Source organism: Rhodoferax sp., from assembly GCF_028688795.1.
GTDB lineage: Bacteria > Pseudomonadota > Gammaproteobacteria > Burkholderiales > Burkholderiaceae_C > Rhodoferax.
This window is the reverse complement of the sequence record NZ_JAQTXM010000006.1, coordinates 110218-136701: the sequence shown is the minus strand read 5'-3', so window position 1 is coordinate 136701 and position 26484 is coordinate 110218. Positions and strand designations below refer to the sequence as shown.

Annotated in this window: 25 protein-coding genes; 14 read left to right on the top strand and 11 right to left on the bottom strand. The window is 60.2% G+C overall.

From position 1 onward, the window contains the following. Window positions 1–37: 37 nt before the first annotated feature. The 9 genes from PHQ58_RS06740 (at window position 38) to PHQ58_RS06700 (ending at window position 8289) form a co-directional block, all read left to right on the top strand. On the top strand, window positions 38–508 hold the full coding sequence (locus PHQ58_RS06740) for a HyaD/HybD family hydrogenase maturation endopeptidase (protein ID WP_300108792.1): 471 nt from the start codon (window positions 38–40) through the stop codon (window positions 506–508). Then, window positions 505–924 (top strand): hydrogenase expression/formation C-terminal domain-containing protein, encoded by a 420-nt coding sequence (locus tag PHQ58_RS06735; RefSeq protein WP_300108789.1) that lies wholly within the window; start codon window positions 505–507, stop codon window positions 922–924. Before PHQ58_RS06740 ends, PHQ58_RS06735 begins: the two co-directional genes overlap by 4 nt. Window positions 925–969: 45 nt before the next feature. Then, window positions 970–2067 (top strand): hydrogenase small subunit, encoded by a 1098-nt coding sequence (locus tag PHQ58_RS06730; RefSeq protein WP_300108787.1) that lies wholly within the window; start codon window positions 970–972, stop codon window positions 2065–2067. Further along, window positions 2064–2723, top strand: a complete 660-nt coding sequence (locus PHQ58_RS06725; protein WP_300108784.1) for a nitrate reductase — start codon at window positions 2064–2066, stop codon at window positions 2721–2723. Before PHQ58_RS06730 ends, PHQ58_RS06725 begins: the two co-directional genes overlap by 4 nt. Then, on the top strand, window positions 2720–3991 hold the full coding sequence (locus PHQ58_RS06720) for a (Fe-S)-binding protein (RefSeq protein ID WP_300108780.1): 1272 nt from the start codon (window positions 2720–2722) through the stop codon (window positions 3989–3991). The genes PHQ58_RS06725 and PHQ58_RS06720 overlap by 4 nt, the downstream gene beginning before the upstream one ends. Continuing rightward, a complete protein-coding gene (locus PHQ58_RS06715) occupies window positions 3988–4434 on the top strand; it encodes a hypothetical protein (RefSeq protein ID WP_300108778.1) in 447 nt (148 codons plus the stop codon). The genes PHQ58_RS06720 and PHQ58_RS06715 overlap by 4 nt, the downstream gene beginning before the upstream one ends. Window positions 4435–4446: 12 nt before the next feature. Then, window positions 4447–6228 carry a nickel-dependent hydrogenase large subunit gene (locus PHQ58_RS06710; RefSeq protein ID WP_300108776.1) on the top strand — a complete coding sequence of 594 codons (1782 nt, stop codon included), beginning with the start codon at window positions 4447–4449 and terminating at the stop codon, window positions 6226–6228. Window positions 6229–6289: 61 nt separating this feature from the next. Beyond that, on the top strand, window positions 6290–6736 hold the full coding sequence (locus PHQ58_RS06705) for a universal stress protein (protein ID WP_300108774.1): 447 nt from the start codon (window positions 6290–6292) through the stop codon (window positions 6734–6736). 173 nt (window positions 6737–6909) lie between these two features. Beyond that, window positions 6910–8289 carry a cation:proton antiporter gene (locus PHQ58_RS06700; protein WP_300108771.1) on the top strand — a complete coding sequence of 460 codons (1380 nt, stop codon included), beginning with the start codon at window positions 6910–6912 and terminating at the stop codon, window positions 8287–8289. Window positions 8290–8297: 8 nt separating this feature from the next. Here PHQ58_RS06700 and PHQ58_RS06695 read toward each other — a convergent pair whose 3' ends face one another. The 7 genes from PHQ58_RS06695 to PHQ58_RS06665 form a co-directional block, all read right to left on the bottom strand. After that, window positions 8298–9881 carry a CHASE2 domain-containing protein gene (locus PHQ58_RS06695; RefSeq protein WP_300108769.1) on the bottom strand — a complete coding sequence of 528 codons (1584 nt, stop codon included), beginning with the start codon at window positions 9879–9881 and terminating at the stop codon, window positions 8298–8300. 6 nt (window positions 9882–9887) lie between these two features. After that, on the bottom strand, window positions 9888–11633 hold the full coding sequence (locus PHQ58_RS06690) for a M48 family metalloprotease (RefSeq protein WP_300108766.1): 1746 nt from the start codon (window positions 11631–11633) through the stop codon (window positions 9888–9890). A 51-nt stretch (window positions 11634–11684) separates the two neighbouring features. Then, the gene (locus PHQ58_RS06685; RefSeq protein WP_300108764.1) at window positions 11685–12011 is read right to left on the bottom strand and encodes a hypothetical protein; all 327 of its coding nucleotides are present in this window, start codon (window positions 12009–12011) and stop codon (window positions 11685–11687) included. Between the two features lie 188 nt (window positions 12012–12199). After that, on the bottom strand, window positions 12200–12841 hold the full coding sequence (locus PHQ58_RS06680; RefSeq protein ID WP_300108761.1) for an ABC-type transport auxiliary lipoprotein family protein: 642 nt from the start codon (window positions 12839–12841) through the stop codon (window positions 12200–12202). 149 nt (window positions 12842–12990) lie between these two features. Further along, complete coding sequence (locus tag PHQ58_RS06675; protein ID WP_300108758.1) at window positions 12991–13962, bottom strand: MlaD family protein; 972 nt, start codon at window positions 13960–13962, stop codon at window positions 12991–12993. Between the two features lie 9 nt (window positions 13963–13971). Beyond that, window positions 13972–14760 carry an ABC transporter ATP-binding protein gene (locus PHQ58_RS06670; protein WP_300108755.1) on the bottom strand — a complete coding sequence of 263 codons (789 nt, stop codon included), beginning with the start codon at window positions 14758–14760 and terminating at the stop codon, window positions 13972–13974. A gap of 1 nt (window position 14761) precedes the next feature. Continuing rightward, entirely contained in the window at window positions 14762–15946 is a 1185-nt protein-coding gene (locus PHQ58_RS06665) for an ABC transporter permease (RefSeq protein WP_300108752.1), read from the bottom strand. Between the two features lie 96 nt (window positions 15947–16042). Between PHQ58_RS06665 and PHQ58_RS06660 the strand changes: the two genes are divergently transcribed. The 3 genes from PHQ58_RS06660 (at window position 16043) to PHQ58_RS06650 (ending at window position 19897) form a co-directional block, all read left to right on the top strand. Then, the gene (locus tag PHQ58_RS06660) at window positions 16043–17731 is read left to right on the top strand and encodes a GMC family oxidoreductase (RefSeq protein ID WP_300108749.1); all 1689 of its coding nucleotides are present in this window, start codon (window positions 16043–16045) and stop codon (window positions 17729–17731) included. 326 nt (window positions 17732–18057) lie between these two features. Beyond that, window positions 18058–18816, top strand: coding sequence for a TSUP family transporter (locus PHQ58_RS06655; protein WP_300108747.1), 759 nt, complete (start codon window positions 18058–18060; stop codon window positions 18814–18816). A gap of 52 nt (window positions 18817–18868) precedes the next feature. Further along, the gene (locus tag PHQ58_RS06650; protein ID WP_300108745.1) at window positions 18869–19897 is read left to right on the top strand and encodes a diguanylate cyclase; all 1029 of its coding nucleotides are present in this window, start codon (window positions 18869–18871) and stop codon (window positions 19895–19897) included. A gap of 15 nt (window positions 19898–19912) precedes the next feature. Here PHQ58_RS06650 and mrdA read toward each other — a convergent pair whose 3' ends face one another. From mrdA to PHQ58_RS06630, 4 genes are read right to left on the bottom strand one after another with little or no spacing between them, the layout of a single operon-like run. Further along, on the bottom strand, window positions 19913–21943 hold the full coding sequence (gene mrdA, locus PHQ58_RS06645) for a penicillin-binding protein 2 (RefSeq protein ID WP_300108742.1): 2031 nt from the start codon (window positions 21941–21943) through the stop codon (window positions 19913–19915). A 28-nt stretch (window positions 21944–21971) separates the two neighbouring features. Then, the gene (mreD, locus tag PHQ58_RS06640; protein WP_300108739.1) at window positions 21972–22502 is read right to left on the bottom strand and encodes a rod shape-determining protein MreD; all 531 of its coding nucleotides are present in this window, start codon (window positions 22500–22502) and stop codon (window positions 21972–21974) included. Continuing rightward, the gene (mreC, locus tag PHQ58_RS06635; protein WP_300108736.1) at window positions 22499–23413 is read right to left on the bottom strand and encodes a rod shape-determining protein MreC; all 915 of its coding nucleotides are present in this window, start codon (window positions 23411–23413) and stop codon (window positions 22499–22501) included. Before mreC ends, mreD begins: the two co-directional genes overlap by 4 nt. A 15-nt stretch (window positions 23414–23428) precedes the next feature. Beyond that, a complete protein-coding gene (locus tag PHQ58_RS06630; protein ID WP_300108734.1) occupies window positions 23429–24472 on the bottom strand; it encodes a rod shape-determining protein in 1044 nt (347 codons plus the stop codon). Between the two features lie 197 nt (window positions 24473–24669). On the opposite strand from PHQ58_RS06630, the gene gatC reads away from it, so the two are divergent. Both gatC and gatA read left to right on the top strand, forming a co-directional pair. Further along, window positions 24670–24969, top strand: coding sequence for an Asp-tRNA(Asn)/Glu-tRNA(Gln) amidotransferase subunit GatC (gene gatC / locus PHQ58_RS06625; RefSeq protein WP_300108732.1), 300 nt, complete (start codon window positions 24670–24672; stop codon window positions 24967–24969). An 18-nt stretch (window positions 24970–24987) separates the two neighbouring features. After that, a complete protein-coding gene (gatA, locus tag PHQ58_RS06620; protein WP_300108728.1) occupies window positions 24988–26484 on the top strand; it encodes an Asp-tRNA(Asn)/Glu-tRNA(Gln) amidotransferase subunit GatA in 1497 nt (498 codons plus the stop codon).

Here is a 26484-nt window from a genome sequence, read left to right as displayed (position 1 = left end):
CTACATTTGTAGTCACTTAAGCTCAAATAACACCGTCATGAACTTGCTTGTGCTCGGCATAGGAAACACGCTCCTCAGCGATGAGGGGGTGGGTATCCATGTGCTGCACGCGTTGAGTCAGGGTGCGCCGCTGCCCGATGGCGTTGAGTTGCTAGACGGCGGCACCTTGTCTTTCACGCTGGCCGGGCCAATTCAGGATGCCGACGCCTTGATCGTTGTGGACGCCGCCAACATCAATGCAGCGCCGGGCAGCTGGAAGCTGTTTGATGGCGACGCCATGGATGCTTTTTTGTTGGGCAACCGCAAGTCCACGGTGCATGAGGTGGGTTTGACGGACCTGCGCGCCATTGCCTTGTTGTCAGGCCACTGGCCGCAAAAGCGAGCCCTGCTGGCGATCCAGCCGCAAGTGGTGGATTGGGGCGAGTTGCCCACGCCAGTGGTGGCTGCCAGCATTCCGGCTGTGGCTGCGGCCATTCGGCAACTCATTGAAGACTGGCAAACCACATGAAGCTTGATGACATTGCCATCGTCACAGTCAGTGCTGTTGCCCCCGCAGCCGCGCTGTCGGGCAACGCTGCCGTGTTGTTGCGCGAGATTGCAGACCGGGTGCGCCGCTTGATTGACAGTGGCGAGAGCGCAGCCATCGACCTGCTGGCCATGCCCCTGAGTGCTGCTGATCTGGACTGGCTGCGCGAGCGCCTGGGCGCTGGCGAAATCCGCATCGCGCTGGACGCCGATGGCGAATCTACGTTGAACGAAACCAACTGCCCAGGTGTCTGGTGGGTTGAGCACCACAACCCGGCAGGCGGTGTGATGTCTGCCTTCATTGAGGTGACCCACGTCCCCAAACTGGTCAAGGCGCATGTGGATGACATACGCAGCGGGCTGGAGCGGCTTGAGTTGCTGGTTGCCAATATGAGTTGAGGTGGTGGTTTGACGTAAAACTTCTATGACGAGGGGACGCGCATCATGCATGAACCATTGATTGAGTCGCTTGCCAGGGCTGGCATCAGTCGACGAAATTTTTCCAAGTACTGCGCCACATTGGCCTCCATGATGGCGTTGCCGCCCATGGCGGGCCAAGCGATGGCGCAAGCACTGGCAGCCACCCCGGCGCCAGCCAAACGCCCCTCGGTGATCTGGTTGCCGTTTCAGGAATGCACGGGCTGCACCGAGTCCATCACCCGGTCTCATTCGCCCACGCTGGAGCAACTGATCTTTAATTCGGTGTCGCTTGACTATCAGGAAACCCTGATGGCGGCTGCTGGTCACCAGGCCGAAGAAGCCCTGCACGCGGCCATGAAAGCCAACGAGGGCAAGTACCTGTTGATCGTGGATGGCTCGATTCCGCTGGGGCTGGACGGGGCCTACTCGTGCATCGGTGGGCGCTCCAATCTGGACACCCTGAAAGAAGTTGCTAAGGGTGCGGCGGCCATCATTGCCATGGGCTCGTGCGCCAGTTACGGCGGCTTGCCTAGAGCCCACCCGAATCCGACCGGTGCGGTGTCGGTGTCAGACATCATCAAGGACAAGCCCATCGTCAACATTCCGGGTTGCCCGCCGATTCCGGTGGTGATGACGGGTGTGCTGGCGCACTTCCTGACCTTCGGCACGCTGCCCGAGTTGGACAAGAAGGGCCGGCCCAAATCGTTTTACGGCGAAACCATTCACGACCGCTGTTACCGCCGGCCGTTTTACGACCAGGGCAAGTTTGCCAAGACTTTTGACGACGAAGGCGCGCGCAATGGCTGGTGCCTGTTTGAGCTGGGCTGCAAAGGCCCGGTAACTTACAACTCGTGCGCCACCACCAAGTGGAACGCGGGCACCTCATGGCCAGTGGAGTCCGGGCATGGTTGCCTGGGTTGTTCCGAGCCTGACTTTTGGGATGGCGGTGGTTTCTACCAGGCGCTGTCCATGCCAGCCAGCCCGGTCAAGACGGTGGCAGTTGCGGCCAGTGTGGGCATTGCCGTGGGTGTGGGCGTGAGCCTGATGAACCGCGCCAAGAAGAGCGCGGCCAAGTTGGGGCATGAAACCACCACCCTGGCTGATCTGGAGAAACAAAAATGAACGACATGCAATTGCTGACCTGGGTCAGGGGCACGGGCCTTAATATTTCCATTGCTATTTTTGTGGCGGGCGTTCTCTGGCGGCTGTTTGAGGTTTACAGCCTGGGCCGCAAAAAAGACCTGTCGGCACCGCGCAGCCTCGCTGGCGCATCGGGCTGGCACACCATCTTCAGGCGCACCTTGCCTGCGGAGGGTTTGCTGAAAAAAGCGCCTGTGACCTACATTGCCGGCGGCATTTTTCATGTGGGGTTGGCGGTGGTGGTGTTTTTGTTTGCGCCCCACATCAAGCTGATTGAAAGCCTGCTGGGGGTGTCGTGGCCTGCGCTGCCGTCGCAGTTTGTCGATATGGTGACGATCATCACTCTGGCTGCCATGCTGGTGTTGCTGGTGGACCGCATCAAAAACCCGGTCAAACGGTTTTTGTCGACGTTTGAAGACTGGTTCACCTGGGGGCTGACCTTCATGCCCTTGCTGACTGGTTGGCTGGCAGTACGGCATTTGCTGTTGCCCTACACCAGCATGCTGACCCTGCACATTTTCTGCGTCGAGCTGCTGCTGGTGTTTTTGCCGTTCACCAAGCTGTTTCACGCCTTCACCGTGTTTGGCTCGCGCTGGTTCAACGGCACGGTTAATGGCCATAAAGGAGTCGCAGTATGAGTGCCACACTTGAAAAAGGCGTGCGTGTGCTCAAGGAAATCATTGACGCGCCGATTGCCAGCTACTTCAGCAGTTGTGTGCATTGCGGTCTGTGTGCCGAAGCTTGTCTGTTTTATACAGAAACTGGCGACCCTAAATACACACCCATCCACAAACTGGAGCCCATGCGCCGCCTCTACGAGCAGGAATACACGGTGTTGGGGCGCATCAAAAAGCTGGTGGGTTTGAGCAAACCTGTCACAGATGCCGAACTGGGCGAGTGGCAGGAGTTGGTCTACAACTCTTGCACCTTGTGTGGCCGCTGCTCGGCTGTTTGCCCGGCGGGCAATGACATCGTCTACATGGTGCGCAAAATGCGCGAGGGCATGTCTGCCTCGGGCAATTCTCCGGATGGCATCAAAGGTGCAGCGACCCGCACGGTGACCATTGGCAGCCCGATGGGCGTGAAGCTGCCGGCGGTCAAGGCGCAGATGAAACATGTGGAAAAAGACTTTGGCCTGCCGATTCCGCTGGATGTGGAAGGGGCTGAGTACATGGTCATGCTCTCCAGCATGGAGATCATGAATTTCCCGGAATACCTGGGCGCCATTGCCAAGATCATGGCCCATGTGGGCAAAACCTGGACACTGTGCTCCACCGCGTTTGAGGCCACTAACGCCGGCATTCAGATGGGTAACAGTGACATTGCCAGGGTCATCGTCTCGCGGATTGTGGAAGGGGCTGAAACCCTCAAGGTTAAGACCGTGATCAGCCCTGAATGCGGCCACGCGTACACCGCGCTGCGCTGGGAAGGTTCCAACCTGATGGGACGCCCGTTTACCTTCAAGGTGCAGCACATCGTTGAGGTGCTGGGCGAGTTCCAGGCGCAGGGGTTGCTCAAAACCGAAGGCTTCGAGAAAGACCGCCTGACCTTCCATGACCCGTGCCAGCTGGCGCGCCGCGGCGGGGTGATTCAGCCGCAACGCGATTTGATGGCCATGGTGTCAAAGAACTTTGTTGAGATGCCAGACGCTGGTTACATGAACTGGTGTTGCGGTGGCGGCGGCGGCGCCTCGGCCATTGAAGAAGGCGAGCCTTTGCGCATGCAGGCCTTCAAGGTGAAAAAGACCCAGTTTGAAGCCGTCAAGCCTGACCGCATCGTCACGGCCTGTGCCAACTGCCGCATAGTTCTGGAGGAAGGCCTGGAGCATTACCAAATGGATTTGCCGGTGGTTGGCCTGACCGAAATGGTGGCCGACCACTTGGTCGAGAAAGGGGCGATGCCATGAGCATTCAAAACGACAAGGACTTCCGCGCGGCTCTGGCGGCGCTGCCCATCACCGGCCAACGCCAGGTGGCCGCCCGGTTTGTCAGGCAGGTGCTGGATTTGTGTGGCGACGTGCGTGTGAGGGCGGCTTTGGCAGCGGCTGAGCGCGCCGACATCAGCGCTGCAGAACTGGTGTTGGTGGCCCAATCAGTGCACAGTGCGCGGGTAGAAAGTTATACCCAATGTGGCCGCGACACCGGCTGGGCGCCGCAAGCCGGTCACTTTGTGGCCAAGGCTGCCGAGGCCTGCGTGCGGGCCGCAGCAACAGGCGACAACCTTGCTTGGGACGCCGCCATGCAGGCCCGTTTGGCGCGCACCTGCCAGACGGTGGCCGAGGGCATAGGCACTGAAAACAACGAAGCCCAGGCGCAATACCAGCTTCTTGACACCTTCCTTAAAGATTGAGGAAAGCAGACCATGAGCACTTCACAACGTATCGTCGTTGACCCCGTCACCCGCATCGAGGGCCATTTGCGTATTGAGGCGCAAACCGATGCCAACGGCAAGATCACCCAGGCCTATTCTGCTGGCACCATGGTGCGCGGCATTGAAATCATCCTGCGTGGCCGCGACCCGCGTGACGCCTGGGCGTTTGCGCAGCGCATTTGCGGTGTCTGCACGCTGGTGCACGGTGTGGCGTCTGTCAGGTCGGTGGAAGACGCGCTTCACCGTGCCATACCCAGCTACAGCATTCCGCGCAATGCCGAGCTGATCCGCAACCTGATGATTGCCACCCAGTACATCCATGACCACGTGATGCACTTTTATCACCTGCATGCGTTTGACTGGGTCGATGTCGTGTCTGCCCTGAAGGCCGACCCGAAGGCTACCTCTGAGCTGGCGCAGAGTATTTCCAGCTATTCCAAGTCGTCGCCAGGCTACTTTGCCGATGTGCAAAAGAAGATCAAGAATTTTGTCGAGCAGGGTCAGTTGGGTATTTTTTCCAACGCCTATTGGGGCCACCCGGCCTACAAACTGCCACCTGAGGCCAACCTGATGGCGGTGGCGCACTACCTTGAAGCGCTTACCTGGCAGCGTGATGTTGTCAAGTTACACACCATTTTTGGCGGCAAGAATCCGCATCCCAATTTTGTGGTGGGTGGTGTGCCCTCGGCCATTTCGGTGCAAACCATGGCTGGGCCACAGAATGTGGGTGGCGGTCAGGCGGCCACGGCAGTCAACATGGTCGGCTTGCAAACGGTGCAAAACGTCATCACCCAGATGCGCGAGTTTGTCGACCAGGTCTATGTGCCTGACCTGCTGGCGATTGCCTCGTTTTACAAAGAGTGGGGCGGCATTGGTGACACCGGCGGCAACTTTTTATCGTTTGGCGAATTCCCTGGCAAGTCCATTTGGGACACCGAATCGCTGCTGGTGCCGCGCGGCGCCATTCTGGGCGGTGACTTGTCCAAAATTCACCCCATTGACCTGGACCGGGGCGATGAAATCCAGGAGTTCGTCAGCCACTCCTGGTACAAATACGGCGCCGGCGACGCCCAGGGTCTGCACCCTTTTAAGGGCGAAACCGAGCTGAATTACACCGGTCCGAAGCCACCGTATGAGCAGCTGGAGGTTGCGCAGAAATACTCATGGATCAAGTCGCCGCGCTGGAAAGGCAAGGTCATGGAGGTTGGCCCACTGGCGCGGGTGCTGCTGATGTACGCCAACGGCCACAAGTCCACCAAAGAGCTGGTGGACTTCACCCTGAAAAAACTGGGCGTGCCAGTGACGGCGTTGTTCTCCACATTGGGTCGCACGGCGGCGCGCGGGCTGGAGTCCAAGCTCATTGCCGACGAGATGCAGGGCTGGTATGACGCGCTCATTGCCAACATCAAGGCGGGTGATGTGCGCACTTTCAATGACCAGTATTGGGAACCCGCCACCTGGCCCAAGCACATGCAGGGCGTGGGCCTGATGGAAGCCCCGCGTGGTGGCTTGTCACACTGGATCGTGGTCGATGACGCCAAAATCAGCAACTACCAAGCGGTGGTGCCCAGCACCTGGAACGCCGGCCCGCGCGATGCGCAAGGCCAGCCAGGGCCGTATGAAGCGGCCTTGCAACACAACCATGTGCTGGCAGACCCCAAGCAGCCCCTGGAAATTCTTCGCACCGTTCACAGTTTTGACCCCTGCATTGCCTGTGCGGTGCATGTGACTGACCCGAATGGCGAGGAGCTGGTTCAAGTCAAGGTCACGTGAAGCGCTCTCCCATTGCAGCCGCCCTTGTTTGATCTGATCTCATACCACCTGGAGCACACCCATGAAAATTCTCATCCCTGTTGACGGCTCCGAGCTGGCCCTGGACGCTGTGCGCCATGCGCTGCACATGCGGCGTAACGGCTTGCAAGCCAGCTTTGTACTGGCCACCGTGCAGCCGCCCACCTTCATGTACGAAATGATTCTGGCACCCGACGCCGACGTGCTGGAGCGGGTGACAGGCGCTGTGGGGGCGCGGGTGCTGGAAGGTGCGCAAGCGCTGTTCCAGCAGGCCGGGGTGCCTTTTGAACGCGAGATTGGCTCGGGCGAGCCGGCGCCCACGCTGATCGAGATTGCACAGCGACACGGTTGCAACGCCATCATCATGGGCGCGCGCGGCCTGGGTGGCCTGCGGGCTGCGCTGCTGGGTTCGGTGTCTCAGGCGGTGCTGCACACGTCACCCGTGCCGGTGACCATCGTCAAACATGCCCCAGAGGCTGCGACCGACTGAGTAAGTTTGTGCTGGCTGCCACTGGATTCTGGCGGCGCTTTCGGTCAGCATGGGGCAGTTTTGGGCGGCGGCGGGTAGCGTCTGTTCGCTTGCGCACAGCCCATGTTCTGGCGCGGGTTTAAGCTTAGGCCCTCTTTGTTCCGATTTCGCCCCATTCAAAACCCGTCCGATTCATGACCAACGCCCAATGGTTTCTGCTTGTGGGCGGCTTGCTGCTTGCCCGGGGCATGATGGCCTCGCTGCTCAAACATTTGCCCATCACCCCTGCCATCGTCTACCTGCTGGTGGGCTTGCTGGTGGGGCCTACCGTGCTCAATGTGTTTCACTTCAATCCGCTCAAGGAATCTGCGTTGCTGGAGACCTTGACCGAAGTGGTGGTGCTGATTTCACTGTTTTCAGCCGGCGTCAAAATGCCCGCCCCAGTCAACTTTGCCCGCTGGCGCGCGCCCGTTTTGCTGGCCACGGTGTCGATGGCGGTCAGCGTGGGGTTGATCGCCGCGTTTGCTTATTACCTGCTGGATTTGCCGCTGGGCGCTGGCATTTTGCTGGGCGCCATCTTGGCGCCGACCGACCCCGTGCTGGCCACCGACGTGCAAACCCGCCACCCCGATGACCGCGACCAACTTCGCTTTACCCTGACCTGCGAGGCCGGCATGAATGACGGCAGTGCGTTTCCCTTTGTGATGCTGGGCCTGGGGTTGCTGGGGCTGCATGACCTGGGCGAATGGGGTCAGCGCTGGGCGCTGGTGGAGGTGCTGTGGGCCACCGGGGCTGGCATTGCCATTGGCGTGGCGTGTGGCGTGGCATTGGCCCATGTGGGGCGCCAACTGCGTGGCAACCCGCCGCAGCATGACTTGATGGACGATTTTCTTGGCCTGGGCCTCATTGGTGTGGTGTACGGTCTGAGTGTGATGCTGGATGCCTGGGGTTTCTTGGCGGTGTTTTTTGCGGCGGTGGCGCTGCGCCAGACCGAGCTGAAGCTGATTAATGATGAGATGGCGTTACCCCGCGCTACGGCAGGCACCGGGCCAGATGCAGCGTGCATGGCGACACCTGTGGAGGTGTCGAGCGCAGTGGCAATGGCAGGCATGGCCAGCGTGGCAGTGGGTTCGCCGCCGCCTGATTCCACCGCCACCATCAGCGAGCGAGCACTGGTGTTCAAAGAGCATCTGGAGCGGCTGTCTGAACTGCTGCTGGTGCTGTTGATTGGCGGCACGCTGTTTGCCAGCTCGTGGAGTTGGCGGGCGGTGGCGTTGGCGCTGTTTTTATTTGTGGTGGTGCGCCCGGCAAGCGTTTTTCTGGGCCTGGCAGGCACGCACACCAGCTGGCGCATCCGCGGCCTGGTGGGCTGGTTTGGCGTGCGCGGCATTGGCTCGTTGTATTACCTGATGTTTGCCATTCAGCACGGTCTACCAGAGCCGCTGGCGCTGGAGTTCATCGAACTGACGCTGATTGTGGTCACGCTGTCGATCTTTGTGCATGGTGTCAGCGTGAAGCCGCTACTGGAACGCTTCTGGAAAAACCGCAAGCCGATGGCGCGGCTGGGGCCGTAGGCGCTGGTTCAGCCCTTGTGATCGTCGTTAAGCTTGGCCCAATGCGCCCACGGATCGTCATCGTGCATGGCTTCCCATATTTGCTTGGACCGATTGGCAAAGGTTTCGCCTATGTGTAAAAAGTGCGCCATGAGGGGGAACAGCACATATTCAATAATGGACAAAGGCCCCTGCAAAAAACCGTAGTAGCCCATCAGCAACACGACAAGGCCTAGAACGACATAAATCACCACGTGGATGATGGGTAGCAGCAACCACTGAGACCGCGTTTGGCCGCGTTTGCCAAGCCCAGGCGTGCCCAAGAACACCATCACAGGGCTGAGGAAAAACATTGTGACCTTGCTCGGCCACAGGGGTATTGGTTTGTCAGGTATTGCGTTGCCTGACTCGTCTGCCAGCACCCGCTTTTTGTAAATGTTCCACGGCACCATCACAGCAGCAGTCAGCAACAGGCTCAAAAAAATGAACCTGTTGGCCGATGAGTGCCACAGCTCATGCCACTCAAAGTCGCCGTTTTCCCTGTATTGACCGTCAAATGAAATCAGGTTGTCCAGCGCCATGGCATGCACGTGCACGCCGGGCAGTCTGCCATGCAGCGGTGAAAAAAGATTGTCTCCAATCGATTTCAAATCAACCCCAATCAACACTACCTTGCCCCGCAATTCTTCGTCGAGTTGCGCTGGCGTGAAGCCATAGTTTTTGAATGCCCTGACAGGAATCACCTGGTTGTAGGGGCAAAGCGGCAACATGGACATGTGGGTCACCTGGCGAAAAAGCGATGCGCCAGGAATCACTTCCCACCAGTTCCAGACATCGCGGCACACCGGGGCCAGCCCGCCCTGTTGGTCACGCACCACCATGGTTTGCGCGTTCGTGGGCGCGGCTTTGCTGGCCCAGATCAGTGCCAGCGGCACCTCTGTTTTGACAGGGCAGGTGTATCGGTAAAGCCTGCAATACATGCTTAGCGCCACCGAGTCTGGCAGGTCAGCACTGTGATGGCCTTCGTCGGCATTGCGCGGGCGTAGCGGGTAAGCCCACTGCGACTGGTCCAGCGAGTCCGGGGTGATGGTTGGGCGCACAGGAATCACGCACGGTGCGCCAGATTTGGTGCGTGCTGCAAACAGCTCTCGCTCGGTATCTGAGCTCAAGGATTCAAGCGCATAGGTAGCCAAAAAAAATGGGATGCCTGCATCCGTGGCGCGGCAAGCGGCACCGATCAGTGCCTCGACTTCTCTTTTTGGCTTGTTATCCAAAAAGAGCACATCGAGAAATACGGCTTTGGGAGCTCTCTTGACGATGCCATCGAGCAAGCGCTGGTAGTAGTCCAGGGGTACCGGCCAGCTCAAGCCATACTCTTTGAGGTCGGTGTCATCGATGGTCACGACAGCAATCGACTGTTGACCAGCTTTGGAATAGTTCAGCGACAGCAGCGGCGCGTAAATGCGGGTGGTGGCCCTTTTGATGACCTCTTCAATCAGCAGTTTGTTTGACAGCCAGGCCATGAACAGCCCCACCGACAGGGTCATGATCACCACGTAAAGTTGCCACCTCCATCCGGAGGTATTTACCGGTTTGTGTACAGGGGATGTCATGCTGGCTTATCGCGTGGCGGCCATGCATTGGTCGCGTTTGTCGGCTTGCCGCAAGGCACATTCCGACATCACATCGTTCATGTTTTTAGTTAGGCCATTGCGCTTGTATAGCGCAACGAGCCGCGGGTACGCTGATGGCGCGCCGGAAAAGCGCACGAATGCGTTTTTCCCAACCTGGATGACGGCATCGTCATTGCCCTGGTCTTTGAAGTAAGTGGCCGCTGAGTCGTACGCCGACCATACCGAGTTGTCTGACTGCAGGCTCTTGCTCAGATACGCCTCAGCCTCCTTGCGCCGCCCCAAGCCGCGCAGCGCTTCAAACATCAGCTGGTTGGGCAGTGCATGCCCGGCTATTTGCGATCTGGGGCCGAGCACGGGTTTCAATAAGCCTTGGGCCTCGGCAAATTTTATATCAGCGATCAGGTTGCGCGCCTGAAACACGGTGCTGTAGTCGGCCAGTACGGGTTTGACATCGGGCTTGTTTCTGGCCTGCTCAAACGGCGCGATGGTTGGCTTGACCTTGGGCACGGTCTCGTTGTAGGCCTTGATGAAATAGGCATCGAGGTCGTTGATGCGCTTGTCGCCCCCCTCATGGCTGGCGGAAAGCTGGCCTTTGATGTCGTTGAGCGCAAAGCCCAGACCCTGTTTGACAGAATCTTCAAACTTGCCGCCGACCATCAACGCCTGCATGGAATCTTGCTGCTTCTTCAACAACTCTGCCTTTTTGGCATCTTGAATGGCATCCCACTTGGCGACAGTCTCAAGCCAGGGAATCATGCCGTCTGTGTAGCTGTAGCCGGCCTTGATCATTAAGTCCATGCCCAGCCGGTCGGCCTCTGCCTCCTGGCGGCGGCCCCAGGCCGGATGTAGCGCAATGTCGCTCACGCTGATGAGAAGTTCCATGTGTTGCAGCACTTCTTTTTGCCCGGGAGTTAACACGTTACTGGCTGCACCCCCGGTTGATTTGTCAACGGCATTGCGAATGTTCATGCCCACGTTGGCGTAAGTGGAGATTTGTTTTTGCACTCGCAGGAACGCGCTGGAGTCGTTGTGCAGCAAAAGCACATGTGACAACTCATGCCCCAGCAAGGCCGCCAGCTGGTCTTCGTTTTTCAGCTCCCTGATGTACCCGCTGGAGATAAAGATGTTGCCATCAGGCGTGGCACCGGCATCCATCTGGTCGTTGGCCACCACAATGACTTGGCCGGGCACTTGCTCGACCAAGCTTGCGTGCTTGAGTTTTCCCAGCACAGTGTTGGCATAGTTGGTAAACCCCGGCACCGACAACACGCCACGCGTGATGCGGCTCTCATCGATGTCCTTTTGTTCGCCAATGGCCTCGCTGGATGCCTTGTACGCGCCCGCCACCAAGTCCAGAAATTGCGGCTTGTCGCGGCTGCCCGTGATGGTTTGGTTGATTTTGTCACCCAAGCCACTGAAGAAGCCTCCAATGCCACCGCCTGGGTTACCAGTTGGCGCAGAAGCCCCAGGCGTAGCATCTGACGCTTTCGTTGAGTCGGCAGTTGTGTTTTCAGCGCTGGTTGCTGACTTGATGGAGGTCCCCAGGCTGCTGAAAAAGCCGCCAATGCCCCCGCCTGAGCCTGCAGCAGGTGCCGTCTCTGTGGCCTGCGGGGCGCTCTCGGGTTGAGTTTGGGCGCGCGCCGTTGAAGCCAATAGTGGCAACATAAGACACATCACCACTTGGGTGGCGCGGCGTGCATGAGAGGAAGAAGAGAGCGATGTGACAGACATGTGTTTACCCCAAACGTCCGGTCTTGCGGACGCGTTCCCTGAAAAATGACGTTATTTACAAGCTGAATTCGCGCCGCGGATGCCCGCCGTCGTCAAATTGGCGCTGCTTTGGTCAACCGTGGTGCACGTCACTGTCAGCGACTCGGGCGGAATGCGGATTTGGCCGCGGTCAAGCCAGACGTCCTTGCTCTGCACCTTTACATGGACAAATCCCGCCTCGGAGATTTCAAATACTTTCAGGGGGAAGGTGATGTCTTTCACAGCAAGGGCCGTCGTTTCGCTTTTGCCCTCTGCGTCCGTATAAGCCTTCAGCACAGTGCGTGTGCCCATGGCGGCGGTCACCATGCCTTGTGCCTGGGCACTGACGGCGGCAGCCATTAACAGACCGAGTGTAATTTTTTTGAAATTCGGCATTTTTTCCCTTAGGTATATTTAACTCGTTGCTTTTCGTTACAAATTATGCAGCAGCTTTTTTTTGCCCGTTCTTTGGGCTTCCCTCGGTGGAGTTTGCTTGCTTAAGTCTCCTGCGCGCGACATTCAGGGTCATCGGGTTTTTGGAAATTGGGTCATTGGGCTTTGTCCGCCCGCTCCACCTGCGCCAGCCATGCCTCAATGTCGTTGATGACTTGATCGGTGGCGGCTGTCAGTGCCTTGACGCCACCGCTGGCGTCGGCCGTGGGCGCGGCTTGCTGCGTGATGAAGCTGCGTTGGGCCAGCAGGATTTCACCGGCGGTGCCGCGCTGTGTCAAGGTGGCGCGCAGGCGCAGCACGCCGCTGCTTTTGTCGGGGGCGTCAAACAGCTGGCTGAATTCCTCAAGCTCCAGGTGCAGGTTCAGCAGGGGTTCGGGAGACGAGCGTGGCGTGGTGGCAGTTGACACGGGCTTGGCTGCATTGGCGGCCAGAGCGATGTCACCTGGTGCCACGATGGCGCGGCGAGCCCCGAGCTGCGCGCGCAGGCGCTGGCCAATGAGTTGTGCCGGCGGCATGCTCCAGCGCGCCAGGGTGTAGGGCTTGAGTTGTTGCGCATCGGCATAACCCAGGCGGTACAGCACGGTGGTGCTGTTGAGGGCGGTGCTGGTTTGCGGCGTGCTGAACTCCAGCGGGGGCAGGTTGGCAATGCGCGTGGTTGGCGCGGTTTGCAGCGTGCCAGGGCCAAAGTCGTACACCGCCGGGGTGCTGGCTGCGCGCGGCAAGGTGCAGCCAGTCAAGGCAAGTAAATATACAAGAAATAGGCCTCTAACCCTTGTTAAATAAGCGCAAGTAGCTATATTATTCATAGTAAATGATGCAATGGGTAAGTCGGTGGTGTGGGTGGTGGGCGCTAGGTCGGGGCGGGTTCAATGCCGTGTGGCACTCGCTAGCGTTCGCCCATGGTCGGTGAAGCAAAGCCAGGTTCGCCTGGGCCGGGTGGTGTGGTGGGTTTGCCCAGCAGCAGGGCTTGCGGGTTGTCCACCAGGGTTTGCGTTAACTCGCCGAGCTGTCGCGTGGTGCGGGCGGCGTCCTGCACGGCCTGGTCGACGCGTGGCAAGGTGTTGATGCGCAGGGTCTGGCCGGTGGCCACCAGAATGTTGGCACCCTGGTCCAGTTGGTCGAGCGTGCCACCGGGGGCAGACATGCGCTCGGTCACCCGCCTGAAGGCGCGTGCCGAGGCCCTGGCCTCGTCGGCGCTGTCGCCAACGCGGTTGGATGTGAGCTTGACCACATCAAGCGCGCCTTGGCTTGAGATCAGCAAGGCGGGCAGTGTGGCGCGGGTTTGGGCTGTGAGCTGTTGCAGCTCGTTGGCCGCCTGCCCCATCTGAGTCACGGCCGTCATCAGCGTTTGCTGGTTGTTATCGGACAGCAGCTGGTTAAGCTGCTTGCTCGATTGCGCCAGTTGGTCCAGCAGCTGCTCGCCGCGGTCGCTCAGCTTGGCCAGCAGGCTGGGTTTCAGTAGCATGCGGCTGCGCGGCGGCAGGGGTGCGGCAGCCGGTGCGCCCGCTGTGGGCACGGCGTCGTCAAGCTGGATGAAAGCCAGGCCGGTCACGCCCTGATAGCCCAGGGTGGCGAAGGTGCTGGTGCTGATGGGGGCGTTGTCGTCCACCGCAATACTCACCAGCACCTGGCCGCGGGTTTTGGGGTCCAGGCCGATGGCGGTCACCTTGCCAATGGGCACGCCCTGAAAACGCACGCTGGCTTGCGGCTGCAAACCGCTGACGTTGACCGCGCCCGACAGTTCGTACACGTTGAGCGCACGGGTGTCGCGTGTCAGCCAGACGGCCAGGCTGGCCAGGACGGCGGTGAGCAGCAGCACAAAGCTGCCGGCGGCCAACGCGTGAGATTTGTTTTCCATGGGGCGTTTTTAACTGGTTTGGGGCTCGGGCTGCAACAGGGCGCTGGCGCGGCGGCCGCGCTCACCCAGAAAATAGTCTTTGATGAACGGATGTGGCTGCGCCATCACGTGTGCTGCGGTGCCCTCAGCCACGATGTGTTTGTCGGCCACCACGGCAATGCGGGTGGACAGCTCCAGCAGGGTGTCGAGGTCATGGGTGACCATCACCACCGTCAGGCCGAGTTCTTGGTGCAAGGATTTGATCAGCGCGCAAAACTCGTCGGCGCTGCCGGGGTCCAGGCCGGCGGTGGGTTCGTCCAGCAGCAGCAGCGGGGGGTCCATGATCAAGGCGCGGGCCAGCGCCGCGCGTTTGGTCATGCCGCCCGACAAATCGGCCGGCATCTTGTGCGCGGCCGAGGCATCCAGCCCGACCATGCGCAGCTTGACCATGGCCGCGTCATGAATCAGGTTGGCGGGCAGAGTGTGGAGTTCGCGCAGGGCAAAAGCAATGTTGTCAAGCACGCTGAAGGCCGAAAACAGCGCGCCGTGCTGAAACAGCATGCCCACCCGGCTGGCAGCGCCTTCGCGGCCCAGGCTGGCAGCCGGCTCACCGAGCACCGTGACGCTGCCGCGCGCCGGCGTTGCCAGCCCCAATATCTGGCGCAGCAACACGGTTTTGCCGCTGCCTGAGCCGCCCACAATCGACAGCAGTTCGCCCGACTCAATGTGCAGGCTTAAGTTCTGGTGCACCACCGCGTCCACCCCGGCGCTGTGAAACACCGACCAGAGCTTGTTGATCTCAACCACGGGTGCGTTCATGTCAGATGCCCACATTCTTGAACAGGATGGCGCAAGCGGCATCCACCAGCAGCACCACGGTGATGCTGGTCACCACCGATGCTGTGGTGCCTTGGCCCAGGCTCTCGGTGTTGGGTTTTACGCGCAAGCCGTAGTGGCAGCCAATCAGCGCAATCAGCAGGCCAAATACCACCGACTTGCCCACGGCCAGCCAGAGGTTGCCGATTTCCACCGCGTCAGGCAGGGCGGCAAAAAAATAAGCTGGCGTGACGCCCAGCACTGCGTCGGCCGCCAGCATGCCGCCGAGCAAGGCCGCCAGCGTGGTCCAGACACTGATCAGCGGCATGGCAATGGCCAAAGCGATGGCGCGTGGCATCACCAGCCGGTAGCCTCTGGCAATGCCCATGACACGCATGGCGTCGAGCTCTTCGGTGACCCGCATCACGCCAATTTGCGCGGTGATGGCTGAGCCGGAGCGCCCGGCAATCAGAATGGCGGCCAGCATTGGCCCCAGCTCGCGGATGATGGCAATGCCCAAAATATCCACAATGAAGCTGTCGGCGCCAAACTGCCGCAGCTGGCGCGACATCAGGTAAGCCAGCACAATGCCAATCATGAAGCCTACCAGCGCCGTCACCGGCAAGGCTGTGGCGCCAATGCGAAACAAGTGGCCCGACACGTCGCGCCACGGGCCGTGCCGAGGGGCACGCGCCAGCTTTGCCAGGTCCAGCAGCAGCTGGCCCGCCAGTGTCAGCAGGCCCACCGCGTGGTCCCACAGTAGCCACAGGTTTTCACCGAGTTTTAAAAACAGTTGCCACAACGACGTGCGCGCCGGCTGGCCATCGGGGGCGGTAAACCGTGCCACCCGCTCCAGCATGACGCGTTGGCCGGCCGTGAGCTGCACATCAGCAGGCCATTGGCGCTGCCAAGTGTTCCACAGCAGCTGTGCGCCGGTGTGGTCCAGCCGGGTCAGGGCGCGCAGGTCCCAGGTGATGGTCGGTGCTGTTTCGCGGGGCGCAGTCTTGTCATCGCGGGAACGCGGGTCGCGGCGATTCACGGCGTTTGTTTGCAGTTCAGCCAGCGCCCGGCTGATGCTTTGCCAGGTGGCGGGCTCGGCCAACCGCGCCGCGCTCCAGCTGCCGCCCAGCGTCGCGCAGCGGCTTTCTGGCGTGGTTTGCAGGGTGAGGGTGGGGGTGGCTTCAGGCATGGCAATCTTCAGGCGTGAATCGTAACGGTAATGTGGGCGACAGAATGGGTTTTGCCGTGCGGCAAAATGACTGCAAAGACATGAAAGAGCCACCCCATGAGCACCAGCTTTGACTACATCATCATCGGCGCCGGCACGGCGGGTTGCCTGTTGGCCAATCGCCTGAGTGCTGACGCCAACAAACGCGTGTTGTTGATTGAGGCCGGCCGCGCAGACAACTACCACTGGATTCACATTCCGGTGGGTTACCTGTATTGCATTGGCAACCCGCGTACCGACTGGCTCTACCAGACCGAGCCCGATGCCGGTCTGAACGGGCGCCGCTTGCGCTACCCGCGGGGCAAGGTGCTGGGTGGCTGCAGCAGCATCAACGGCATGATTTACATGCGCGGTCAGTCGCGCGACTACGACCAATGGGCACAGCTCACGGGAGATGCATCATGGGCCTGGCAGGCCGCGTTGCCCGACTTCATGGCGCATGAGAGTCACTATAAATTAGATAGCTTCTCACGCAATAAAGACAAGGTCCATAGGGTTAAAAAGCTTGAAGAATTCAGTCAATGTCACGGTGCTGCTGGCGAATGGCGGGTAGAAAAGCAACGCCTGCGTTGGGACGTGCTTGATGCGTTTGCCCAAGCCGCACAGCAAGCGGGCATTCCCGCCACCGAGGATTTCAACACGGGATCAAACGAAGGCGTGGGCTACTTTGAAGTGAACCAGAAAAGCGGCTGGCGCTGGAACACCGCCAAAGCCTTTTTGCGCCCGGTGTGTGAAAGCCGCCCCAATTTCACGCTGTGGACTTCCGCCCAGGTGGCCAAGTTGGTGATCGACACCCAGGCCAACGGCCAGTTGCGCTGCACCGGCGTGCAGGTGCGCACGGCCAGCGGCATGGTCACTGTGCAGACCTCGGCAGAGGTCATTTTGAGTGCCGGCAGCATTGGTTCACCACAAATTCTGCAGCTCTCGGGCATTGGGCCAGCCGCCCTGTTGCAGCAGCATGGCGTGCCGGTGTTGCATGACGCGCCCGGCGTCGGGGCCAATTTGCAAGACCATTTGCAGATTCGCTCGGTGTACAAGGTGCAAGGGGTCAAAACGCTCAATGTGCAAGCCAACTCACTTTGGGGCAAGGCCATGATTGGGCTGGAATACGCCTTCAAGCGCAGTGGCCCGATGAGCATGGCGCCCAGCCAACTTGGGGCCTTCACTCGCAGTGACCCAAGCCAGCCATACCCCAACATCGAGTACCACGTGCAGCCGTTGAGTCTGGACGCCTTTGGCGAGCCGTTGCACCCCTTTGCCGCCTTTACTGCCAGTGTCTGTAACCTGAACCCGAGCAGCCGCGGCAGCGTACAGATCAAGTCGCCCGATTTTTCTGTGGCCCCAGCCATTGCCCCCAACTACCTCAGCACCGAAGCCGACCGCAAGGTGGCGGCCGATTCATTGCGCCTGACGCGTGCCATCGTGGCCCAGCCGGCCCTGGCCAATTACCAGCCAGAAGAATTCAAACCCGGCGTGCAGTACCAAAGCGACGATGACCTGGCCCGCCTGGCAGGTGACATTGCCACCACCATTTTCCACCCGGTGGGTACCACCAAAATGGGTCACGACAACGACCCATTGGCGGTGCTGGACAGTCACCTGCGGGTGCACGGCCCAGGTGGCCTGATTGCTGGCCTGCGTGTGGTCGATGCTGGCGCCATGCCCGTCATCACCAGTGGCAACACCAATTCGCCGACCTTGATGATGGCTGAGAAGGCGGCGCGCTGGATCGCTGCGGGCGCGTAGCGCTGGGTGTTCGGGTTTGTTTCAGGGGTGTGTCATGCAGGCGGTTTTGTACTCAGGGAGAACCCGCAAAGGGTAATTCCCGATGGTCACGCAGCTGGTTGGCGGATACAGTCTCTTCATCACTTGCAGAGTTCATCTGTTCAAGCTGAGAGGCCCCAGGAGATCCGACCCGCAGTGGTCAGACAATAAAAACAGATAAGGCACCGCTAACCCCGGTGCCTTTTTCAATTTATAAGCGTTTTAGGCCTGTAGACCTTATAAGTAAAGCGCAAGAAGCTATTGATTGCATAGCAATTTTGCGCCGCAACGAATGCGACAATGCCGCCATGGAATTGCTCATTGTCTCTGTTGCCTCGCTGTTTGCCGGTTTTGTGGACTCAATTGTGGGTGGCGGTGGGCTGATTTTGATCCCCGCGTTGTTTGCTACGTTTCCCAATGCCCACCCGGCCACGCTGTTTGGCACCAACAAGGGCGCCTCGGTGTGGGGCACCGGGTTTGCCACCTGGCAGTACAGCCAGAAGGTTAGGCTGCGTTGGGCTGCCTTGTTGCCGGCCGCAGGCGCTGGGCTGCTGGCCTCTTTTGCCGGGGCTTGGCTGGTGACCATTGTGTCGCCCGAGTTTTTACGCAAGCTGCTGCCGTTTGTGCTCCTGGTGGTGTTGCTTTACACCCTGGCTAAAAAAGAGCTGGGACGCACCCACACGCCGCACTATTCAGGCGGCAAAGAGCAGCTCATTGCCGCTGGCATTGGCGCAGTGATCGGGTTTTACGATGGTTTTTTCGGACCCGGCACGGGCAGCTTTCTGGTGTTTTTGTTTGTGCGCGTACTGGGTTACGACTTTTTGAGCGCGTCTGCTTCGGCCAAGTTGGTGAACACTGCCACCAACCTCTCGGCACTGGCTTTGTTCATTGCCAAGGGGCACATCTGGTGGCATTTTGTGCTGGCCATGGCCATTGCCAATGTGCTGGGCAGCTTGGCCGGCACGCGGCTCGCCATGAAGCACGGCACCGGCTTTGTGCGGGTGGTGTTTCTTTTGGTCGTCAGTGCGCTCATTCTCAAGACCAGTTTTGACGCATTTGTCAGATAACCGACTAACATCGCTCACAAATTGTGTTGGACCAACGTCATTGGAGCGCCTAGTGAAATACCGTGAAAGCAAGGAGCAGAGCGCTGAACTGCTGCGCTTGGTGCTGGCATCCATGGGGCAACATGACGCGGCCTACAACCCGGTCACCTACACCGTCTGGTTTGAGCATGTGGCGGGCATCAACAACCGCTTGTCGCAAGGACTTGCCCAAGCCATGCAGCGCAAGCCCCGGCTCAGCGATGCTGACATGTGGCAACTTTATCTGTCGTTTGTGGCTGATCTTGACGCGCAGTCCATGCAACGCATCAGCGGTGAGTTGCAGCAGATGTTGTCAGGCATGGCAGAGAGCGCGTCGCGCACCGGCAGCCAGGCCGAGGTTTATGGGGAAGAATTGCAGGGCCTGAGCACAGCGCTGAGTTCTGGCGATGGCGAGTTGCTCACGCCTGCCGTGGCCAACATCATTGCGCGCACGGCGCAGATGAAGGCGTCAACCCTGGCGCTGGAGCAGCAGGTGAACGTCAGCCAGCAGGAAATTACCCGTTTGAAAGCGGAGCTGACCCGCACCCGCGACGACTCTTTCAAAGACGCCCTGACCGGGGTGCTGAACCGCAAAGGCTTCGATCAAAAGCTGACCGACATGCTGGCGCAGCCCTTGCCAGGTGGGCAAACGCATGGCCTGATCATGCTCGATATTGACCATTTCAAGGCCGTCAACGACACCCATGGCCATGTGATGGGCGACCGCGTGTTGCAGGCCTTGGGCGAGGTGTTGCGCAGCGTGGTGGCTGGTGACGCAGACCTCAGCGTGGCTCGGTATGGCGGTGAGGAGTTTGCCATCTTGATGCCCGAGCGGTCGCTGGCGCAATGCCAGAAGCTGGCTGAGTTGGTGTGCGCACACACCCGGGCCATGAAGATTCGCGACCGGCGCACCAAGGCCGTGGTGCTCACAGTGACGATCTCGGGCGGTGTTGCCACCATGCGCCAGGGTGATGATGCGCAAGCCCTGATCGCCCGGGCCGACGCCGCGCTTTACCAGTCCAAGCAAGCCGGGCGCGACCGCATCACCTGCGCGCCAGACTGATCCGCGGTCGGCAAGTCACTGTGAGGCGGCTTTCGCTGGCGCCGAGGCTTGTGATGCGGCTGGCGAAGCAGCTGACGCCGCTGACGAAGCAGCTGACAGTGCGCTGCTAGGTGGCCAGGACATTTCCGAGACCAGGCGGGGCTTACCCACGGGTGCCGTCGCCTGACCCTTGCTGACCAGCGCCAGGTCCTCTAGGCTGGGGTATTGGCCCAGCAGCAAATAGTCAAAGGTGCGCCGCGCAATGGGTGCCGCCGAGGCCGAGCCAAAACCGGCGTTTTCCACAATCACCGCCAGCGCAATCTTTGGGTCATCGGCTGGTGCAAAGGCGATGTAGAGCGAGTGGTCGCGTTGCCGTTCTTCCATGCGGGCCGCATTGTATTTTTCATGCTTGCTGAGGGTCACGGCCTGTGCCGTGCCGGTCTTGCCGCCACTGAGGTACTGGGCGCCAGCAAAGACCCGGGTTGAGGTGCCTTGTTGGGTGACGCCCACCATGGCACGGCGAATCACGTCGATGTGTTCCGGCTTTAGCCCCAGGTCCACAGCCGGTGCTGCTGCCACCGGGACGCTCACCAACGAGTTGGTGTCTTGCGTGGCCATCACCAGTTGCGGCTGGTGTTTAACGCCATTGTTGGCGACGATGGCGGTGGCTTGTGCCAGCTGCAGCATGGTGAAGCTGTTGTAACCCTGCCCAATGCCGAGCGAGATGGTTTCCCCAGCGTACCAGCGCTGCTGTTCGGGGCGTTTGTAATATTTTCGCTTCCAGTCGGTGCTGGGCAGCACGCCGCGCACCTCGCCATGGATATCGATGCCGGTGATCTGGCCAAAGCCGAGCGGCTTCATGAAGTCGTGGATGGCATCCACGCCAAGCTCGTTGGCCAGCGAGTAATAGTAGGCATTGCTGGACTCCACGATGGATCGGTGCATGTCCATGATGCCGCCACGCTCGTTTTCCGGGCTGCCAAAGCGGTGTCCGCCAAACATGAAAAAGCCCGGGTCGTTGATCTGGGTGCTGGCGGCGCGCTTGCCGGTGCTCAGTGCCGCCAGCGCCATGAAGGGTTTGTAGGTGGAGCCGGCCGGGTAGGTGCCGCGCAGCGCGCGGTTCAGCAGGGGTTTGTCAATCGATTCGTTGAGGCCTTGCCAGCTTTCCTGGTCAATGCCTTCGACAAATAAATTGGGGTCAAACGTGGGTTTGCTGACAAACGCCAACACCTCGCCGGTTTTGGGGTCAAGCGCCACCAGCGCCCCGCGGCGCTCGCCAAACATGTCTTCAATGAGCTTTTGCAGCTTGATGTCAATCGACAGCTTGACCGTGCTGCCGGGTATGGACGGCTGGCTCGCCAGGCGTCGGGTGGCGCGGCCACCGGCGGAGGTTTCCATGGCGTCCACGCCCGTCACGCCGTGCAACTGCGTCTCGTAACTTTGCTCAACCCCGAGTTTGCCGATGTACTCGGTGCCGCGGTAATTGGCAGCGTCATCCGAGTCGTCGAGCTTTTCTTTTTCTGACACATTGATGCGCCCGATGTAACCAATGACGTGGCTGGCGAGCTCACCATAGGGGTAGCTGCGAAACAGCCGGGCCTTGATGTCCACGCCGGGAAACCGGTAGCGCTGCGCCGCAAAGCGGGCCACTTCTTCGTCCGTCAAGCGGCTTCGCAGGGGCAGCGACTCAAAACTTTTGCCTTCTTCGCGCAGCTTCTTGAAACGCTTGCGGTCCCGCGGGGTGATGTCCAGCACCTGTGCCAACTCATCGATGGTGTGCTCTAGGTTGGCTATTTTGGATGGCGTGAGCTCCAGCGTGTAAGCCGAGTAATTGCTGGCCAGCACAACACCGTTGCGGTCCAGGATCAGCCCCCGGTTGGGCACGATCGGCACGATGGCGGTGCGGTTGTTTTCTGCCTGGGCGAGCAAGTCATCGTGGCGCACCACCTGCAGAAAAATCAGGCGCGCCACCACCAGCCCAAAACACATCAGCACCACCAGGCTGGCCACCAGCACGCGCACTCGAAAGCGCGCCAACTCAAGCTGAACGTTGCGGATGACGGTCATGGCACCAGGGCGTCAGCAGTCAGACTGCTCACAGCGGGCGGTTGGCGTCAGGGTTGGGCGCGCGCCTTTGCGGTATCAGCAGCAGCACGCTGACCAATGGCCACAGTAGTGCCTCAAGCAAAGGCGCCAGCAGCATCGACCAGCCCGGCGCATCACCACCAGCCAGCAGGCGCACCACCAAGGCCAGGGCGTGCGCCGTGACAAACAGTGGTAACACTTGCGCAGCTTGTGACGGCACACTGAACCACAACAGGCGGCGGTGAATGGCAATGGCCAGAAAGCTTAAAGCCGTGTAGGCCAGCGCATGTTGGCCCAGTAGGGCGCTTTGGTGCACGTCCACCGCCAGACCCAGCACGAATGCCGTGCCCACACCCACGCGCAAGGGCTGGTGTACGGTCCAGAACACCAGCACCAAAGCCAGCACATCGGGTTGCCAGGCAGCGCGCCCCAGCAAGCCCATGTTGATCAGCATATTGGCCGTCAGGGCCAGCACCAGGCTGCTCCAGATGAACAAGGGGCTGGCGGGCAACAGCAGTTGCTGGCCACGCGGCATGATCATGGCTTGGCTCCTTTTTTGACCGGTGCTGCTTCAGGCTCCGGACGCGCCAGAATTTGACCGGCCAGCGGGTGCAAGACCAGCACATGCAGGCTACCAGCCACCCCGGCCACCGGCGCGCAGGTGATGCGTGCAAATGCTGAGTCGGCGCGTCGCTCAATCTTGAGCACTTTTGCCACGGGCAGGCCAGGCGGGTAGATGCCATCGACGCCGCTGGTGGTCAGCAAGTCGCCGGCGACCATGTCGACATTGGCATCGATAAAGCGCAGCTCCAGCGTGCCGCTGCGAGACGCCGAGTCGCCAAACGCCAGTGCGCGCACGCCGGTGCGCACATTGAGCACGGGGATCGCCTGGTTGCGATCAGTGACCAGCGTGACCTCGCTCACCAAAGGGTAGACCCGGGTCACCTGACCCAGAATGCCGGCCTCGTCGAGCACAGGCGCGCCCGGCAGCACGGCGGCCAACGCGCCTTTGTCGATGATCACTTTGCGGCTGTAGGGGTCGGCTGCGTCGTACAGCACTTGGGCCGCCAGGGCGGGAGTGTTCAGGCGCTCACGCATCGCCAGCAGCGCACGCAAGCGCGTGTTCTCAAGCGTTAGTTGTTCCACCTGCAAGGCACGCTGTGACTGCAGCCCCAGCTGGTATTGCGCCGCAGCTTCTTTGGTTTGTGAGGTGTTGAGCGTCTCAAAGTACTGGCTCCCACCCTGCGCCCATATCACCGGTCGCAGGGCAACCCATTGCACCGGGTACAAGGCGGCAGCAAGCAAGGTTCGCAACGGCTGGGTCACATGAAAGCGTGCATCGGCCACCATCAGCAACAGCGCCAGCGTGCTGAAAAGCATCAATTTAGACAGGGCTGATGGGCCCTGTCTGAAAAAGGGTGGGGGCGTTCCGTCCAGCGTACCAAGCGGCATCGCTGCTCAATCCGCTTATTCGGTGGTAAAAATGGAGCCCAGACGTTCCATCTGCTCCAGCGCCATACCGCAACCGCGCACCACACAGGTCAGCGGGTCTTCGGCCACCAACACCGGCAGGCCGGTTTCTTCGGCCAGCAAGCGGTCAAGGTCGCGCAGTAGGGCGCCACCGCCGGTGAGCATCATGCCGCGGTCGGCAATGTCCGCACCGAGCTCGGGCGGGGTTTGCTCCAACGCATTTTTGACGGCCGACACAATGTTGTTGATCGGGTCGGTGAGAGCTTCCAGGATTTCGTTGCTTGAGATCGTGAAACTGCGCGGCACGCCTTCGGACAGGTTGCGGCCACGCACTTCCATCTCTCGCACTTCGCTGCCCGGAAAAGCTGAGCCAATGTTCTTCTTGATGGCCTCTGCGGTCGGTTCGCCAATCAGCATGCCGTAGTTGCGGCGAATGTAGTTGATGATGGCCTCATCGAACCGGTCGCCACCCACGCGCACGCTGCCTTTGTAGACCATGCCGCCAAGCGAGATCACGCCGACTTCGGTGGTGCCGCCGCCAATGTCAACCACCATTGAGCCCGATGCCTCTGACACCGGTAAGCCGGCGCCAATGGCAGCCGCCATCGGTTCTTCAATCAGGTAGACGTCGCTGGCACCGGCGCCCAAAGCGCTCTCGCGAATGGCGCGCCGCTCAACCTGGGTGGAGCCGCAAGGCACACAAATGATGATGCGCGGGCTGGGGCGAAAGATGGAGCGCGGGTGCACCATCTTGATGAATTGCTTGAGCATTTGCTCGGTCACGGTGAAGTCGGCAATCACGCCGTCTTTCATCGGGCGAATCGCCTCGATGTTGCCGGGTACTTTGCCTAGCATGGCTTTGGCTTCCTTGCCGACAGCCTGGATGGTTTTTTTGCCTTGAGGGCCGCCTTCGTGGCGAATGGCCACCACGGAGGGTTCGTCTAGCACAATGCCCTTGTCGCGTACGTAAATCAGGGTGTTGGCGGTGCCAAGGTCGATGGCAAGGTCAGTCGAAAAATACTGACGGAAGGTTCCAAACATGGATAGGTCCTCTGGGGCACAGGAGCGCTTCGGCTCGCATGTCGCCCGGTAATGTTGTCAAAAGGGTGTGTTGTCAGTGAAAAGCCGCGCGCGGAAGCGTCACTGGTCAAAGGCGAGATAATAACCCATCGCCTGCGAGCAACGCCCCGAAAAGTCGGGCTTTGCGTAGTTTTACACCCTGTTTCGAATGCTAATCCATGTCACTTTCTGCTGCCGATATTGACCGCCTGGCCCACCTGGCTCGCCTTGGGCTGGCCTCTGACGAGCGCGAGCGCCTGCGCCCGCAACTGAATGATTTTTTTGGCATTGTGGAGAAAATGCGTGCCGTGGACACCACCGGCATCACCCCGTTGGCACACCCACTCGACATCATGGGCGACGTGGCCTTGCGCTTGCGTGACGACGTGGCCAGTGAACCCAACCAGCGCGAAGCCAACCAGCGCAACGCCCCGGCACTTGAAAACGGTCTGTTTTTGGTGCCGCGGGTGATCGAATAAAAATACCATCAATTCATCATGACCCAAATTTCAGCTGATCTGCATGATCTGACGGTGGCCCAATTGGCCGCCCTGTTGCGCGAGCGCAAAGTTTCCGCGCTTGAGACCGCCCAGCATTTTTTGACCCGAGGCGCAGTTCATGCCGGTCTGGGCGCTTTTCTGGATGTTCAGCCCGATGCCACGCTGGCACAAGCCCGTGCGTCTGACGCGCGTCTGGCCTCTGGCACAGCTGGAGCCCTTGAGGGCGTCCCGTTGGCGCACAAAGACATTTTTGTGACGCGAGATTTTGCGTCCACGGCGGGCTCCAAAATGCTCAAGGGCTACATCTCCCCTTTTGATGCCACCGTGGTGGCCAAGTTAGGCGCTGGTGTGCCGGGCGGTGCTCTGGGGGCTGGCATGGTGACTCTGGGCAAGCTCAATTGCGACGAATTCGCCATGGGGTCAGCCAATGAAAACTCGGCCTACGGTCGGGTCAAAAATCCGTGGGACACCACTTGCACGCCGGGTGGGTCGTCTGGCGGCAGTGCGGCAGCGGTTGCGGCGCGGCTGACGCCAGCGGCGACGGGCACCGACACCGGCGGCTCGATTCGCCAACCCGCCTCGTTTTGTGGCGTGACGGGCATCAAGCCCACCTATGGTCGTGCGTCGCGCTACGGCATGGTGGCGTTTGCCTCCAGCCTGGACCAGGCTGGCCCCATCGCCCGCACCGCCGAAGACTGTGCCTTGTTGCTCAGTGCCATGTGTGGCCCTGACCCGGACCGTGACTCCACCTCGCTGGATGCGCCCGCCGAGGACTTCTCTCGCTCGCTGACGGCTGATCTGGCTGGATTGCGCGTGGGTGTGCCCGCCGAATTTTTTGGTGAGGGGCTGGCGCCTGATGTGCGGGCGGCTGTTGATGCAGCGTTGACGGAATTTGAGAAACTGGGGGCCAAGCTGGTGCCGATTTCTCTGCCGCGCACAGAGTTGTCCATTCCGGTCTACTACATCATTGCCCCGGCAGAAGCGTCCAGCAACCTGAGCCGGTTTGATGGTGTCAAGTTTGGCTTTAGGGCCGACAAGTACACCGATTTGAACGACATGTACTTGCAAACCCGCGCCCAAGGTTTCGGCGATGAGGTCAAGCGCCGCATCATGATCGGCACCTATGTGCTTAGCCATGGCTATTACGACGCGTACTACCTGCAGGCGCAAAAAATCCGCCGCATGATTGCGGATGATTTTCAGCAGGCCTTGAAGGTCTGCGATGTGATCGCCGGGCCGGTGGCACCCACCGTGGCCTGGAAGCTTGGGGGGCACAGTGACCCGCTGGCAGATTATTTGGCCGATATTTTCACGCTCCCAGCCTCGCTTGCGGGTTTGCCGGGCATGAGTTTGCCGGTAGGTTTTGGTGCCGGGAACTTGCCCGTGGGCCTGCAACTGATTGGCAATTACCTGCAGGAGGCGCGACTGCTGAACGTGGCCCACCGTTTTCAGCAAGCCACCCATTGGCATGCCGCCAAGCCACAAGGAATCTGA